We start from the raw sequence: 14,933 nt of genomic DNA, 5'->3' as shown, positions 1-14,933 counted from the left end.
GACCGGGCGGTCAGCTCAGGGGCGGGTCGCCTGCGCGAGCAGCTCGATGATGTGGCGGTAGGTCTGCCCCGTGGCGCGGGTCATGGCGAGTTCGCAGGTGCGGTTGGTGGACGCGTACGCGGCGAACTGCCGCCCTCCGAGTTCTTCGGCCATCTCCCGCGTCGCCGACTCCGTCAGCTCGGGGTGCAACACCCCCCGGTCGCCGGCCCAGCCGCAGCAGGCCCAGCTGCCCGGCACCACCACGTCGTCGCTGATGGCGTTGGCGATGGTCAGCAGGTGCTCGTTGATCCCCATCCGGGTGGACGCGCACGTGGGGTGCAGCGCGATGGAGTCGATGGGGTGGGTGACTTTGAGGTGGGGGAGGAGGTGCTCCGCGGTGAACTGGACGAGGTCGAGGACCTCGATGTCGTGTCCCTCGGCCATCTCCTGGAGCGCGAGGGCGCAGCTGGAGGCGTCTATCACGATGGGCAGGCTGGCGCCGTCGGGGCCGTGCACGTCGATGCCCTTGAGGGTCTTCGCCGTCATGATCTCGTAGCCCTCGACAAGACCCTTGGCCTTCCAGGGGGCGCCGCAGCACAGGTCTGTGGCGTCGATCAGCGAGACGGAGACGTCCGCCCGGTTGGAGACGTCGCGGAACGCCTGGAACGTGCCCTGCCCGGCGGGGGCGAGGACAGTCTGGAGGCAGCTGGGGAAGTACGCGGCCACCCCGTAGATCCGGCCGCGGTCCTTCCTGCTCGGCCTGCGCTTCAGGCCGGCTCCGCGTGGCAGGTCCTCGTCGTAGCCGGGGACGGCCTCCTCGCCGAGCCGGCGTCGGCCGGCGCTGGTGACGGCCAGGGCGAGCGGGGTGGTGGTTTTGGCCATGGTGAGGGCCGCGGAGCCCATCCGGGTGGCCAGCCCCCAGTGTTTCGCCGCCGACGTCCAGGCGGTCTTCTCCACGCCCTGCGCGAGTTCCTGGCGCTGGTGACGCACGAGGTCGCCGACGTTGATGCCGAGGGGGCACGCCACCGAGCACATTCCGTCGACGGCGCAGGTCTCGATGGCGGCGTAGAGGTAGTCGTCGGTGATCTGGTCGAGCAGTTCGTGGTCCGACTGGCGAGCGGCCAGTTCGCGGCGCAGCACGATGCGCTGGCGGGGGGTGATCGTCAGGTCGCGCGAGGGGCACACCGATTCGCAGTAGCCGCACTCGATGCAGGAGTCCACCTCAGGCTCGATGGTGGGCATGAGCTTGAGGTTGCGCAGGTGCTCGTCCGGGTCGTCGGAGATGATGACGCCGGGGTTCATGATGCCCGCCGGGTCGAAGAGGTGCTTGATCTCGCGCATCACCTCGTACAACTCGTCGCCGTACTGGGCGTTGACGAACGGCGCCATGGCGCGCCCCGTGCCGTGCTCCGCCTTGAGGACGCCGCCGCGGCGCAACACCTCGCGCACCAGGCTGCGGGTGAACTTGCGGTAGCGCAGCAGACCGGCGGGCTGGTCGAAGCGTTCGCTGAGCAGGAAGTGGATGTTGCCGTCGCGGGCGTGGGCGAACAGGGGCACGTTGTCGATGCCGTAACCGTGCTTGTCGAACAGCACGTCGAGGGCCTTGCACATGTCTGCGAACTTCTCGAGCGGCAGGCTCAGGTCCTCCAGCATGGTGGTGGTGCCCGAGGCACGCGCGCCGGCCACCAGGGCGTAGAGGCCCCGTCGCAGTTCGATGAGCGCGTTGCGCTGGGTGGGATCTGTGGTGAGTTCGACGACGTCCACAGCGTTGAGTTCGCTGAGGGCCGTCTCGGCCAGGGCCACGCGCTCTGCGAGGTTCTCGGCGGAGGTGTCGTGGAGCTCGACGAGCAGCACCGCCTGCGTGGTGAGGTCCGCGTCGCGGATGATCGACGGCGCGGTGGGCTGCTCGCGCACGACGCGCAGCGCCGCCACGTCCATCAGCTCGATCGCTTCGAACCCGTGTTCGACGAGTCCCTGGGCGGCGGTGGCCGCCGCGTCGAGGTCTGGGAACACCGCGAGCGCCGCCGCCGAGTGGCTGTAGCGCGGCACGGTGCGGAACGTGGCCTCCGCGACGAACCCCAGAGTGCCCTCGGAGCCGACCAGCAGGTGGGGGATGATGTCGACGGGGCGGTGGAACTCCAGCAGGGCGTTGATGCCGTAACCCATGGTGTTCTTGATGCTGAAGAGGCGGTTGATCTCGGCGATGGACGTGGGGTTGGTGCGCAACCGGTTGCGCAGCATGTGGAGCCCGCCGATCAGCTTGGTCTCCTCCAGACGCAGCGTGATGTCGGCCGTGGGATCAGCCGTGTCGACGATGCGTCCGCTCGGCAGGACGAACACCATCGACTCGAGCGTGTGGTAGGCCGTCTCGTCGTTGCCGGCCAGCATCCCGCTGGAGTTGTTGGCGATGATGCCGCCGATGGTGCACGCCACCTCGCTGGTGGGGTCCGGCCCCATCCGCCGGCCGTACGGCGCGAGCCGTGCGTTGACCGCCGCGAGCGTGGCTCCCGCTCCGGCGCGGACCCGTTCCCCGCCGTCGAGGACCTCCACGTCACGGAAGTGTTTGCGAACGTCGACCAGCACTCCGTCGGTCACCGACTGCCCGCAGAGGCTGGTGCCGCCCGAGCGGAACGTGATGGGCTGACGGATGAAGGAGGCCTCCGCCATCAGGTCTGAGACGTCCTCCACGCTGGTGGGGGTGACGACGGCGGCCGGCGTCAACAGGAAATGTGACGCGTCGTGGGCCATGGCCAGGCGCGTGATGGCGCGCTCATCCCGCTTGAGGTGGGGCTGTGCGTCAGTCACGGCTCCAAGCGTACTCATGTCCTGCCAATTTCGGGGTGCTGCGGACAGGCGCTGGATGCCTGCTAGTCTTGGGTTCGCAAACGCGGGCGTAGCTCAATGGTAGAGCGTCAGCTTCCCAAGCTGAACACGCGGGTTCGATTCCCGTCGCCCGCTCCATTGCTGCCCGGAGCTACTCGTCGGCAGCTTCCACCAGGGCCTCGCGCTGATCCGTCACCCGGTCCTCCACCTTGCTGAACAGCCAGGACGCGATGCCGCCCACCACCAGGAGCACGACGGCGAAGAGCACCGCGTTGGTGAAGCTCAGGTCTGCGGCGCGCAGCCCCTCGGCGGAGAAGGCGGGGAAGACCACAGTCGGGAAGATGGCCAGCGAGGAACCGACCACCATGCCCAGGATGAAGTGGTACATGCCCGCGTAGTGGCGGTCGAAGGCCCACGCTGCGGCCTTGGCGAAGATCAGCACGCAGACGATGAGGCCCAGCGCGAGCGGGATGACCGTGCCCAGGTCCAGCGCCTTGATGCCGCTGGCCATCTTGTCGTAGAGGCCGAAGTAGATGAGGAAGTTCGAGGGGCTCATGCCGGGGACGATGAGGCCCAGGCCGATCAGGGCGCCGGAGCCGAACCAGGCGGGGATGCTGGGCTCCACGTGCAGGAGTTCGCCGGACTGGCCGCCCACCAGCATCAGCGCGAAGATCGCGGCGGCGGAGACCGCCATGATGACGAGGTGTTTGGTGCTGCGCCCGCGCTTGCCGGCCTGGTAGTAGAGCGACGGGAACGTGCCGATGACGAAGCCGATGAACAGGCACACGAACTGCGCGGCGTACTTGCCGAAGGCCGCCTCGACCACGACGGCGAAGCCGAGGATGCCCAGCCCGACGCCGATGCCGACGGGGATGAAGAACAGCACGTTGCGCAGGAAGTTGCGGCGCGGATTGGCGAGGAAGCGGATTAGCGGGTCGTAGAGCTTGAAGATCACCGCGAGCACGCCACCGGACAGGCCGGGCAGGATCGCGCCGACGCCGACGGCGATGCCTTTGAGGAGCCGGGCCATCCAGCGACCGAAGGAATCCGGCTGGAGAACGGGGGACGCGTCAGTGTCGCGGTGCTCCGACTCCACGGGGGTCTCGCTCATGCAGATCGTGCTTTCTCTCGAGGGCGCCTCCACTGTAGACCGGGCCGCACGCTGGGGTTAATTTCCGCACGGGGTCTTGCGCAGCCGTCGTCCCAGTGCCAAGGTGTTTTCCATGATGATGAGGCTCTGAGCGCGCGGGTCATCCCAGGCGTTGTCGCTGTGTGTGCCGATGTGTTTTCGCGGCCCCGGGCAACGCCGCTGCAGCCTTTCCCGACGACCTCTTCGCACCTCTTTAGGACTCATCATGAACATCTTTGAAATCCCTCTGCCCGAACTGGCCTCCGACCCCGACTGGGCGGACCACAAGCGGCTCGAAACCGAATGCAACCGCGAGATCATCGGCGGGCCCGAGTGGGACGTCGATCCGGAGGCGGATCTCGTCTCCGCCAGGGCCGAGAAGGAATGGGCCACCCGGTGGTTCCTGGCCCGCGACGCCGAAGTCGCCGTGGGGTGGGCGCGCACGGCCCGCAACATGGTGGACCAGCCGGAGCTGGCCTACGTCACGCTGTACGTCACCCCGTCCCACCGCGGGACGGGGTTGGGGCAGGCGCTGGCCGACACGGTGCGCGAGGCGCTCGTGGCGGAGGGCGTCGCCATGTTCCAGGTGTGGGTCACCACCTCCATCGTCGACCAGCCGCTGAGGCCGTCGTCGGGCTTCGGCGGAGTGGACCCCGGCCACGGGGGAGTGAAGCTGGCGCTGGCGAACGGGCTGAAGCTCAAGCAGGCGGAGCGCGTCAGCCGGTACGACTTCGCCCGGCCTCTCGTCGATCCCGCCGAGGCGCTGGCCGAGGCGCAGGGGGTGGCGGGTGCCGAGTACGAGGTGGTCACCGTCGAAGGGCAGCTGCCCGAGGGAATGTTGGCGGGCTACGCGGTTCTGATGGAGCGGATGGCGGTGGATCCCCCGCAGGGTGAGCTCACCGTCGTGGAACGCAGATGGGACGCCGAGCGAGTCCGGCAGGCCGAGGCGGTACGGCTGTTGACGGACCGGATCTACCGGGCCGTGGTGCGGCACCTGCCCACCGGCGACCTCGTGGCGTTGAGCGAGATGCACGTGGACCGGGCCAATCCGCTGGCCTTCGTGGACCAGTGGGACACGATCGTGCTGCCGGACCACCGGGGCCACCGGTTGGGCATGCTCGTGAAGGCCGCCAACCTCATCCAGGTGCGCGACAAGGAGCCCAACGCCCGGGCGATCCTGACGTGGAACGCCGAGGAGAACCGCCACATGCTGCAGGTCAACGAGGCGCTGGGCTTCTACCCGGTCTACGCCGAGGGCGGCTTCGAAGCCAGCGTGGCGGAAGCTGTGGACAACGGTGAATCGGTGGCCTGACCGGCCACAGTGCTGCCATGGAACATGGCACTGAAATTCGCAGGGAGATTCCTGCCACATCGCCCGTAAACAGCCCGATGTGGCAGAAATCTCCCTCCAGATTCCGATGACCCAACTCGTCATTTCCCGTGCCGACCTCCTGGCCAAGGAATGGACGGGCAAGAACATCGAAGCGGCCGTGTCGGCGGGCACCCTGACCAGGGTGGCCCACGGCTGGTACGCCCACCCCACTGCGGAATCCTGGCTGATCGCGGCTGTGCGGGTGGGCGGTCGGCTGGGCTGCCTGTCTGGCTGCAAGCATCACGGGCTTTGGACCCCTTCTCATTCGAAGCCGCACATCGTCGTGGGGAAGGGGGTCACGGTGGGGCGGGCAGGTTGGCACCGCCACACCGCGGCGCTTCCGGGACAGGCGGTCTTCCCCGTCAAGGACTGTCTGGCTCAGGTCATCCGGCACCACAGCCCGGAAGAGGCGCTGATGGTGCTGGAATCTGCAGCCCACAAGGAACTGATCACCCGCACCGAAGCGGAGCTGCTGATCGCCGATGCCCCGGCGCGGAAGCAGCGGGTGCTGAAGTTCTTCAGCCCGCTGGCGGAATCCGGCTCCGAGACCCGGGTGCGGCTCTGGCTGCAGCAGCAACGGATCCCGGTGCAGGCCCAGGTATGGATCGCGGGGGTGGGGAGAGTCGATCTCCTTGTGGGCAGGTCCCTCGTCCTGGAGTGCGACAGCGCGGAGTTCCACGAGTACCGCGACGAGGACTACGAGCGCTACCTCGGCCTGCGTGACCTCGGCTACACGCCCGTCGGGTTGGCCTTCAACCAGGTGCACCACTCCTGGGAGGCCACGAAGCTCTCCTTGCAGGCGGAACTGCGTTCCGGCCTGCATCTGCGACCGCCCAGCCCGAGGTGACCGGGAAACGGAGGGAGATTCCTGCCACATCGTCCGCTTATGGCCCGATGTGGCAGAAACCTCCCTCTGAATTTCAGCGGTCGGTGGTCAGCAGTGCCGTGACCTCAGCGGCGGAGTCCACAACGACCTCGGCCCCGCCGGCGAGCAGTTCTTCGCGGGTCGCGGCGCCGGTGGTGATGCCCAGCGGCCGCATCCCGGCCGCGATGGCCATGGTCATGTCGCTCACGGCGTCGCCCACGTACCAAGTGCCCTCAGCCTGGACCTCGAGGCGCTCGAGGCCCAGCAGCGCCGAATCCGGCGCGGGCTTGCCGTGCTCGACGTCCTCGGTGGTGACCAGGGCGTCGATGAGGTGGCTCAACTCCGTGATGTCGAGCAGGTGGATGGCCGAGCCGGTGCCCTTCGCCGTCACCACGCCGATGCGGTAGCCCGCCAGACGCAGGTCCTCCAACATCTCCCGCACGCCGGGGAGGACCAGCTTCGAACCGGCTGCGTTGACCGCGAGGTGGAGGGCGTCGCGGTACTCCACGATGATGCGGTTCATGCGCTCCGGGTCGTCGGCGAACGTGTGCAACTCGCCCATCGCGAACTCGATGGGGCGGCCGATCAGCGGGTAGACGTCGCGCGGGACGCACTCGATGCCGTGGGCATTGAGCGCCCCGGCGATGTACTCGGCGATGAGCGGCACGGTGTCGGCGAGCGTGCCGTCGAGGTCGAAGAGAACAGCGCGGGTCATGAGGACAACCCTAGCCACCGCAGCCGCCGGACTGGCGCACGCCCAATCTCACGGGTACCGGATGCCGCTGTGGCCACGACCCGTGGCCATGACACAGCCACCGCATCGGTTGGGCACCTGCGCGCTGGTCGAGCTTGTGGCCCGGCGGGGATCGCGTGACGAGGTGACCTTGCCGGTCAGGAGGAGTGGTGGTGCTCCATGCCGGAGAATCCCTGGTGCATGCCGGGGTTGTGGGTGCCGTCGAGGCCCATGTCTGACTGGGCCATCATGCGGACGTGGTCGGCGAACTCGCGGCCGGTGGGTTCGACTGCTCCGGCGGAGGTGGTGGTCATAGCGACGACTGCCGCGGCTGCGGTGGCGATGGCGGCGATCCTGCGCTTGGAGATCATGGTGGTCTCCCTCATTCAGCCCTCATTCAGGGTGCCGGTCCTTCCGGTTGATATGACCACTGCTCCTCGACAACGTATGGATCTGTTCAGCTTTCTCCTCGGCTTCGATCAAGAAGCGCGGCCGGCCGCTGGACACCTCGTGTGGCTCAGCAGGCGAGGCCGGCGGGCTTCGCCACGACAGGGCCGCGGTTGACGCACACTCCGATGCCGCGGGCCTTCAGCCCGTCGCGCATCGCCCTCAGCGTGGGCCCGTTGAACGCGTGCCACTTCATGTGCATCAGCACGCTGTCGCCGGGGCGGGCCGAGGTGACGACCGTGTTGATCAGCTGCTGGCTGGTGCGGCCCCGGTAGTCCAAGGTGTCGAGGTTCCACAGCCAGATCTTCATCCCGACGGCGGCGTAGGCCCGCTTCACGGTGTCGGTGTTGTAGGCGCCACCGGGCGGCCGGCCGTAGGTGGTCACCACGCCCGGCGCCCCCAGCTCGTGGACGACCTGCGAATAGGTCAGCGTCGTCAGGTCCGGGTGGGTGATGGAGTGGTTGAACACGTAGTGGCCCTTGGAGCGGGCGTAGGCGGCGTCGAACCTTCCGGCGCTGATGCAGTTCCCCGTCGGGAACAGCACCAGGGCGATCCCCAGGTCCGTGGCCGCGTTGACGGTGGTCTTGAAGGCCGAGAGCGAGGTGGGACAGTCGTCGAACGTGAGCGTCACCCGGTTCGTCGCGTTGGGGCCCTTGTTGATGTTGTAGGTGCTGGGTGCCGGCACGGACGGCGCCTGCGTGGCGGGCGGCCGGTACCAGTAGAGCGACGCGAGATCCGGGCGGATCGTGCCGAACTGCACGATGTTGTTGAACACGAACTGCCGCCCGTTCCACAGGTAGGAGCGGCAGCCGTTGCGGCCGGTGGTCGCCGTTTCACATTCGGTCCACCACGTGCGTCCGTTGATGTGGTGCTCGCCCGGGGTAGCCAGGGGATTGCCGGTCCACAGGCTCCTCGGCGACGGCAGGTACGTGAGGTTGTTGAACGTCCACACGCCCCCCACCTTGAGTTGCGACGTGCAGCGCGCGGTCTGCGAGTAGGGCTCGCACCAGGTGCGCCATTCGCGTCCGGCGCTGATGTGTTCCCCCGGCGTCGTGTAGACGTCGAAGGCCTGGGCCGGGGGTGCCGCCACCCAGCCCGCCGCGACCAACGCAAGCGTCAGCGCAGTCATGATCCACCTCGTGATGTGCCGCATCAGAATCCCCCTGTTTCCAACCGGCTCGGGCGGTGTCGCCCGGGTCTTGAAAACAATGTACGCCCGGGTGCGCCCGGGGAGAAGAGTCCGAGAAACCGAATGTCACAAGGGGAAAGACGGCGACGGGGCCACGCGGATCAACCGCGTGGCCCCGTCGCCAAAGGGATGTGATCAGCCGGGGAACACGTCACCTGCGGGCCACTCCTGCTTGATGAACTGGGCCACTTCGTCCGAGTGCAGCAGCTCGTCGAGCTTGGCGACACCCGGGTTGGTGTTGTCCGTGCGCCACGCGAGGATGTTGGCGTACGGGTTGCCCTCGACCGCTTCGATGGCGATCGCGTCATCGGCGTTCAGGCCCGCGTTGAGGATGAAGTTGCCGTTGATCAGCGCCGCGTCGACCTTCGGGTCTTCAAGCTGTTGCACGACGACCTCGGGCTGCGCCTCCTCGAACTTCAGTCCCTTCGGGTTCTGCTCGTCGGAAATGGTGAGCGCGGTGGTGTCCTCGGCGATGTCCTGCAGCAGACCGGCCTCTTCGAGGAGCTTCAGGCCGCGGTACTGGTTCGACGGGTCGTTGGTCAGTGCGATGACGCCGCCGTCGGGCACCTGGTCCGCCGATTCGTGCTTGTCCGAGAACAGGGCGAAGGGCTCGATGTGGACGCCCTCGCCGTGCTCGAACTCGAAGCCCTTCTCCGCCACCTGGTTGTCGAAGTACGGCACGTGCTGGAAGTAGTTGGCGTCGAGTTCACCCGAGGCGAGCGCCTCGTTGGGCAGCACGTAGTCGTCGAACTCCCGGATCTCCAGTTCGATGCCTGCCTCGGCAGCCAGGTTCTCCTTGACGAATTCGAGGATCTTGGCGTGCGGCACGGGGCTGGCGCCGACGACGACCTTGGTGGGGTTCGCCGAGTCGAGCGAGGCGTCGGCTCCGGGCGTGGCGGCGTCAGAGCCACAGGCCGTCATGGCCATGACGGTTGCCAACGAGGCAGCGACGGCGGTGAGAATCTTGCGCATAGGTCTTTCTCCTTAGCTACTGGGCCGACAACAAGTCGGCCATCTTCCTTACTGTGGCCCCGAAGGGCCGCCCGCCTCGACGGCGGGAGTCTGTGGAGTGGGTCAGCGGTGGTCGATCTTCTTGGTGACGGCCTCGCCGGCCATCTGGATCACCTGTACGAGTACCACCAGGATGACGACGGTGACGATCATCACGTCGGCCTGGTAGCGCTGGAACCCGTAGTTGTAGGCCAACCTGCCCAGGCCGCCGCCCCCGATGAGGCCGGCCATGGCCGAGTAGCCGACAATGGTGACCACCGTGGTGGTGACCGACGCGACGAGCGCCGGCATGGCCTCAGGGATCAGCACCTTGGCCACCGACTGCAGCTTCGTGGAGCCCATGGCGTGGGCGGCGTCGAGTTTGCCGACGTGCACGTCGCGCAGCGACGTTTCAACCAGCCGCGCGAAGAACGGGATGGCGGCGATGGCCAGCGACACGGATGCGGCGATGGGGCCCAGCGAGGTGCCCACGAGCCAGCGCGTGAACGGGATGAGCGCCACCATCAGGATGGCGTAGGGCAGCGACCGGGTGATGTTGACCAGGATGGGCGACAGTGCGAAGTTGAGCGCCCGGTTCTCCGCGAGCCCGCCGCGCTGGGTGACGAACAGCACCACGCCCAGGGGGAGGCCGATGAGGACGGTGGCGATGCTGGAGATGCCCACCATCTGGATGGTCTCGACGAACGCGGGGAGCAGCGCCTTCTGCAGCGCGGGGTTGTTGAACCAGGTGTCGAGGAGGATCATGCGATGGGTTCCTCCTGACGGATCTCGGTGGTGAGGCGGGCGTCGGCACCCAGCAGTTTCAGCTCGTCGACGACGCGGTTGGCGTCGGCGCCGTGGGGCACCGCGAGCCGGAGATGGGAGAACGTGGTGCCGGCGAGCTGCTCCACCGAGCCGGCGACGATCGCGAGGTCCGCGCCGACGGCGCCGGAGGTGTGGGCGATCATCGGCAGGGCGGCGCGGTCACCGCTGGCCAGCACGTCGACGAGAGTCGCGTCGCTGGCCTCGACGGGGGAGTGCGGCGGGATGCCGAGCAGCGCCTGGCTGAGCCTGCCGCTGAGGCGCTGGACGACGTGCGTGAGCGGCCCGGATTCGACGATCCGGCCGGCTTCGAGGAGCGAGACGGAGTCACAGATCTTCTTGACGACGTGCATCTCGTGCGTGATCACGAGGACGGCCAGGTCCTGGGGGCTGCGGTCGCGCAGCGACACGATGAGGTCGAGGATCTCGTCCGTCGTGCGCGGATCCAGCGCCGAGGTGGGCTCGTCGAAGAGCAGCACGTCGGGATCTGTGGCCAGGGCCCGGGCGATGCCGACCCGCTGCCGCATGCCGCCGGAGAGTTGTGCCGGGTAGGCGTTGCCCGCGTCGGAGAGGCCGACGAGCCGCAGCAGCTCCTGGGCCTTCTCGCGACGCTGCTCGCGGCCCACGCCGATGAGCTCGAGCGGGTAGGCGACGTTGGCCAGGATGGTGCGCGAATCGAAGAGGTTGGCCTGCTGGAAGACGAGCCCGATGCGACGACGGGCGGTGCGCAGCGCGTCGGAGCGGGCAGCGGTGAGGTCCACGCCGTTGATCTCCACGGTGCCGGACGACGGCCGGTCCAGCAGGGTGAGGCAACGCACCAGGGTGGACTTGCCTGCGCCCGAGTGCCCGATCACGCCGTGGATGGACCCGGCGGGGACGGTGAGCGACACTCCGTCGAGGGCGCGCACTTCACGCTTGCCCTGGTGGTAGACCTTCCGCAGGTCTGTGACGGTGATCATGGACTCTCCTGTGCTTCAGCACAGTCATTCAACCACTCGCCGGCCCGGCGCTCCGAATCGGCCGGCCCCTTGTTCACCACCGGCGTACCGGCTGCCTAAGCTGGACAGATGAGCCGCACGGTGGTCCTAGTCCATGGCCTTCGCACCTCGTCGACCATGTGGGACCCCCAGGTGGAGCGGCTCCGCGAACGCGGCTGGACCTGCATCAGCCCGGATCTGCCGGGGCACGGAAGCCGTCGCGACGAGACCTTCACCTCTCAGAGCGCCCTCGACACCATCAGGGCCGCCCTGCTCGAAGCGTCGACGGCGGGGCCGGCGCACCTGGTGGGCTGTTCGCTGGGCGGCATGCTGGCCATCCACGCCGCCGCCCGCTTCCCTGAAGTGGTCCGCTCGCTCGTGGCTTCCGGGTGCTCCACCCAGCCGGGACGGCGCAGCGCCGCGTTTTACGGCCGGCTGATCGGCTGGACGGACCGGGCTGGCGAGGCGCCACTGCGCCGCGTGCTGGGCCCGGCGGGCGCGGAGGCGTATCTGCGGCGGGGCCGTGCCGATCTGGCTACGGTGGCGGCCGGGGTGCGGGCGGTGGCGCAGTTCGACCTGCTCGCCGACCTGGCCTCCATCGACGCCCCCGTGACCATCCTCAACGGCCGGTTCGACCAGTTCCGGGGGCAGGAGCGGCGTTTCGCGCGCGCGGCCCGGCGTGGTCGGCTGGTGGTGTTGGGCTACGGCACCCACATGGTGAACCTGACGCACCCCGGCCCGTACACGGACAGGCTTGAGCGCCTGCTGCTGGAGGCTGAGGCGGCGTCCTGATGGCCGCTCAGTAGTGGTTGCCCACCTCGCGCCCGACGGTGCGGAAGGTGGACTCGTCGAGGATGGCGCCCACACGGCGCACGGTATCCGGATCGATGCGGATGATCCGGTTGACCCGCACCTCGCTGGGACGGCGCTGCGAATCCCAGGCGCCGGCGCCGATGTCGACCCAGTACCGGCCGGCGCGCGCCTCCTGCTCCTCATCGCGGTCGTGGTCCTGGCTGGTGATCTGCAACCCCAGGAGCCAGGGGCCGTCGTGCCCGATCAGCAGCACGGGGCGGTCCTTGCCGCGGCTGTGGTCCTCCTCGTAGGGCACCCAGGTCCAGACGATCTCGCCCGGGTCCGGACGTCCGTCCAGATGGGGGGCGTAGCTGATCTTCGGCATCTGCGTGAAGTCCCCCGGGTAGTCGCCCGAGGGTTCCTCCCTGCGCCGCTCCTGCAGCGATACGTTCTGCTTGAAGCGCGCGCGGGTGCGGGGTCCACCGCCGGGGGCGTCCTGCGGGCGTCGGAGCGAGCGGGTGGCCGCGTCGCGGAGCACGCGGAAGAGACCGTTGAGGAGCGAGTTGGCCATGGTGGGGAGTCTATAAGTCAGCGGAACCGGGCGAGCCGGCCGTAGTGGATCTCACCGGGCCGGCGGTACGGGGCTGGCCGGGTGGCGCGCACCTGGGTCCAGTGCCGGAAGTAGCGGGTGACGGGCGGCAGGAACAGCAGACCCGCGCCGAGCGCCGTCAGGCCGACGGGCACCGCGGCGTACCAGTGGGTGATGGCCATGAAGCCGCCCATCAGCGCAGCCGCGACGAGGCCGGCCCAGCGCGCCCAGCGCCACCCGTTCCAGGCCTGAAAACCGGCGATGCCAGCGGCCCCCGCGGCCAGGGCGAGAGCGGCGGCCAGCGCGACCTCCAGCGTCAGCGACAACCACGTGCCCGGTGCCGGATCCGTCCACGAGATGAGCCACGCGGAGTTGGCGTAGCTGGCCGGGTGCGCCGCCATCCACCAGTGCCAGGCGTAGGCGCCCACGGCCGAGGCGACGGCGAGGTACAGCAGCACCGACGCCAGCGCGAGCACGACGGGGCGCCGGGGCTCGCCCGTGCGCCTGCTGAGTGGCACGCCGCCCTGCAGTTCCTCCAGCGGCGGGAGGGTCGCGATCTGCTTGGTGGTGTCCATCGCCGCCAAGACTACAAGCCATTCAGCCCCAGCGGCAGAGGCATACTTGAGCCATGCACGACCACGACTGGGACGAGACGTACAGCGAATCCGAGGCCATGTGGTCCGGTAACCCGAATGCGGCACTCGTGGCGGAGGCCTCGAAGCTCTCTCCCGGGCTCGCCCTCGACGTCGGCTCGGGCGAGGGCGCGGACGCCATCTGGCTCGAGCAGCAGGGGTGGGAGGTCGTCGGGCTGGAGCCGTCGTCGGTGGCCATCGAGCGTGCCACCAGGGCCATGAAGGCCGCAGGCGTCGAGGTGGAGTGGGTGCACGGTGAACTCGGGTCCGCCTTCCTGCCGCACGCCGAGTACGACCTTGTCACCGCCAGCTATGTCCCGCTGTTCACTGATGCGCACACGGCCGGTCTCCTCACGAGCCTGGTGGCGCCCGGCGGGCACCTCCTGGTCGTGCACCACGCAGATTTCGACACCCATGTGCACGCGGACCATCCGGCCTACGGACGCGAACTCCTCAGCCCGGAGCTGATCTCGGAACAGCTGCCCGACGGGTGGAGCGTCATCACCCTCGACAACCGCGAGCGTTCGGTCACCCATGGGGCCGGTGCGCAGCACCGCGACGACGTGGTGCTGGTGGCGCAGCGGCTCAACTGAGCGGCGCCCGGCTCAACGGATCTCGGCGACGGCCGCCTCGGCCGGCGACACGTCCGGGCGCAGCCGCATCATCACCGGCTGCCGCAGCACCCCGCCGGGCGTGACGTTGAGGTAGCGCACCTGGACGCACAGCATGGGTTCCACCCAGTGCGTGCGACGGACTGCCGGGTCTGAGGGGACGGGATCGAAGGGCGGGGTGGGGCGTTCGGTCGTGCGGAGGACCTCGAGCAACATGTCCTTTTCCGCGTGGCTCAGCCCCGAGCCCACGCGGCCGAGCGAGTACAGCACCGCTTGGGTCTCGAACGTCGCCTCGTCAGCCGGGTGGCCGATCCACACCGCGCCCAGCCGTGCCGGGTTGGTGGTCTCCGGTAGCCAACCGCCGATCACGCCCACCAGTTCGGTGCGGTGCGGAGTCTTCACCCAGTCCGTGGTCCGTGCCCCGGGAAGGTAGACGGAATCGGCCCGTTTGCTGATCACGCCCTCGAGCCCGGCGTCGCGGGTGGCCCGGGCGAGCGCCTCGCCGTCGTCGTGCTGGTCCGACAACTGCCAGTGCGGCCGGGCGAAGTCGAGCGCCTCCAGCCGTGCGCGCCGTTCTGCCAGGGGCAGCCGGGTCAGGTCCTCGTCGGCGAGCTTCAGTAGGTCGAACGCGACGAACGTGACGGGCCGCTCGGCGGACCACCTGGCCGCCCGCGCCGCGTTGCGCACGTGCATCCGCGGTTGGATGGCGTGGAACGACGGCACGCCGTCGCTGTTCAGCGCGATGAGTTCGCCGTCGAGGATGAGTCCGTCCGGCAGGCCGCGGGCGCCCGCTACCACCTCGGGGTAGGCGACGCTGATCTGCCCCTCGGTGCGGTTGTACAGGATCAGTTCCCCGCCACGGGTCTCGGCGATCGAGCGCACGCCGTCCCACTTGATCTCATGGACCCAGCCCGGCCCGACGGGTGGGACCCCGGGCGTGGCGGTGGGGGTGGCGAGCATGGGACGCATCGGCCCATTGTCCC

General features: G+C 68.7%; 15 protein-coding genes and 1 tRNA gene. 5 read left to right on the top strand and 11 right to left on the bottom strand.

Translation table 11 applies throughout. From position 1 onward, the window contains the following. Window positions 1-15 precede the first annotated feature (15 nt). Window positions 16-2,784, bottom strand: coding sequence for an FAD-binding and (Fe-S)-binding domain-containing protein (locus tag J7D54_RS12115; protein ID WP_209455122.1), 2,769 nt, complete (start codon window positions 2,782-2,784; stop codon window positions 16-18). Between the two features lie 82 nt (window positions 2,785-2,866). Here J7D54_RS12115 and J7D54_RS12110 point away from each other — a divergent pair. Further along, window positions 2,867-2,940: transfer RNA gene (locus tag J7D54_RS12110), tRNA-Gly, on the top strand. Window positions 2,941-2,953: 13 nt separating this feature from the next. Here J7D54_RS12110 and J7D54_RS12105 read toward each other — a convergent pair. Next, the gene (locus J7D54_RS12105; protein ID WP_182764111.1) at window positions 2,954-3,913 is read right to left on the bottom strand and encodes a DUF368 domain-containing protein; all 960 of its coding nucleotides are present in this window, start codon (window positions 3,911-3,913) and stop codon (window positions 2,954-2,956) included. Between the two features lie 244 nt (window positions 3,914-4,157). Here J7D54_RS12105 and J7D54_RS12100 point away from each other — a divergent pair, with 244 nt between their 5' ends. Beyond that, window positions 4,158-5,243: a GNAT family N-acetyltransferase gene (locus J7D54_RS12100; RefSeq protein WP_209455121.1), complete on the top strand. Its 1,086-nt coding sequence runs from the start codon at window positions 4,158-4,160 to the stop codon at window positions 5,241-5,243. Window positions 5,244-5,322: 79 nt separating this feature from the next. Continuing rightward, a complete protein-coding gene (locus tag J7D54_RS12095; protein WP_182764110.1) occupies window positions 5,323-6,150 on the top strand; it encodes a hypothetical protein in 828 nt (275 codons plus the stop codon). Between the two features lie 73 nt (window positions 6,151-6,223). On the opposite strand, the gene J7D54_RS12090 is transcribed toward J7D54_RS12095, so the two are convergent. The 6 genes from J7D54_RS12090 to J7D54_RS12065 all read right to left on the bottom strand — a co-directional run bounded on the left by J7D54_RS12090 (window position 6,224) and on the right by J7D54_RS12065 (window position 11,308). Continuing rightward, a complete protein-coding gene (locus J7D54_RS12090; protein WP_182764109.1) occupies window positions 6,224-6,883 on the bottom strand; it encodes an HAD family hydrolase in 660 nt (219 codons plus the stop codon). Window positions 6,884-7,059: 176 nt separating this feature from the next. Then, window positions 7,060-7,287: a hypothetical protein gene (locus J7D54_RS12085; protein WP_182764108.1), complete on the bottom strand. Its 228-nt coding sequence runs from the start codon at window positions 7,285-7,287 to the stop codon at window positions 7,060-7,062. A gap of 131 nt (window positions 7,288-7,418) precedes the next feature. Then, window positions 7,419-8,501, bottom strand: a complete 1,083-nt coding sequence (locus J7D54_RS12080; protein WP_182764107.1) for a polysaccharide deacetylase family protein — start codon at window positions 8,499-8,501, stop codon at window positions 7,419-7,421. A 171-nt stretch (window positions 8,502-8,672) separates the two neighbouring features. Further along, the gene (locus J7D54_RS12075; RefSeq protein ID WP_182764106.1) at window positions 8,673-9,509 is read right to left on the bottom strand and encodes a MetQ/NlpA family ABC transporter substrate-binding protein; all 837 of its coding nucleotides are present in this window, start codon (window positions 9,507-9,509) and stop codon (window positions 8,673-8,675) included. 102 nt (window positions 9,510-9,611) lie between these two features. Further along, window positions 9,612-10,292, bottom strand: coding sequence for a methionine ABC transporter permease (locus J7D54_RS12070; RefSeq protein ID WP_182764105.1), 681 nt, complete (start codon window positions 10,290-10,292; stop codon window positions 9,612-9,614). After that, entirely contained in the window at window positions 10,289-11,308 is a 1,020-nt protein-coding gene (locus tag J7D54_RS12065; protein ID WP_182764104.1) for a methionine ABC transporter ATP-binding protein, read from the bottom strand. The genes J7D54_RS12070 and J7D54_RS12065 overlap by 4 nt, the downstream gene beginning before the upstream one ends. 108 nt (window positions 11,309-11,416) lie before the next feature. Between J7D54_RS12065 and J7D54_RS12060 the strand changes: the two genes are divergently transcribed. Next, complete coding sequence (locus tag J7D54_RS12060; RefSeq protein WP_182764103.1) at window positions 11,417-12,118, top strand: alpha/beta fold hydrolase; 702 nt, start codon at window positions 11,417-11,419, stop codon at window positions 12,116-12,118. Window positions 12,119-12,125: 7 nt separating this feature from the next. Here the strand turns inward: J7D54_RS12060 and J7D54_RS12055 are convergent, their stop codons facing one another. Both J7D54_RS12055 and J7D54_RS12050 read right to left on the bottom strand, forming a co-directional pair. Continuing rightward, window positions 12,126-12,689 carry a type II toxin-antitoxin system PemK/MazF family toxin gene (locus J7D54_RS12055; protein WP_182764102.1) on the bottom strand — a complete coding sequence of 188 codons (564 nt, stop codon included), beginning with the start codon at window positions 12,687-12,689 and terminating at the stop codon, window positions 12,126-12,128. 17 nt (window positions 12,690-12,706) lie between these two features. Then, the gene (locus J7D54_RS12050) at window positions 12,707-13,282 is read right to left on the bottom strand and encodes a hypothetical protein (RefSeq protein ID WP_182764101.1); all 576 of its coding nucleotides are present in this window, start codon (window positions 13,280-13,282) and stop codon (window positions 12,707-12,709) included. Between the two features lie 53 nt (window positions 13,283-13,335). On the opposite strand from J7D54_RS12050, the gene J7D54_RS12045 reads away from it, so the two are divergent. Next, window positions 13,336-13,932, top strand: a complete 597-nt coding sequence (locus J7D54_RS12045) for a bifunctional 2-polyprenyl-6-hydroxyphenol methylase/3-demethylubiquinol 3-O-methyltransferase UbiG (RefSeq protein ID WP_182764100.1) — start codon at window positions 13,336-13,338, stop codon at window positions 13,930-13,932. Window positions 13,933-13,944: 12 nt separating this feature from the next. On the opposite strand, the gene J7D54_RS12040 is transcribed toward J7D54_RS12045, so the two are convergent. Continuing rightward, the gene (locus J7D54_RS12040; protein ID WP_182764099.1) at window positions 13,945-14,919 is read right to left on the bottom strand and encodes a DNA ligase; all 975 of its coding nucleotides are present in this window, start codon (window positions 14,917-14,919) and stop codon (window positions 13,945-13,947) included. Window positions 14,920-14,933: the final 14 nt, after the last annotated feature.

Origin of the sequence: Tessaracoccus sp. MC1865 (assembly GCF_017815535.1) — a bacterium.
In the GTDB taxonomy this organism is placed as follows: domain Bacteria; phylum Actinomycetota; class Actinomycetes; order Propionibacteriales; family Propionibacteriaceae; genus Arachnia.
This window is presented reverse-complemented; position numbering and strand designations above follow the sequence as displayed.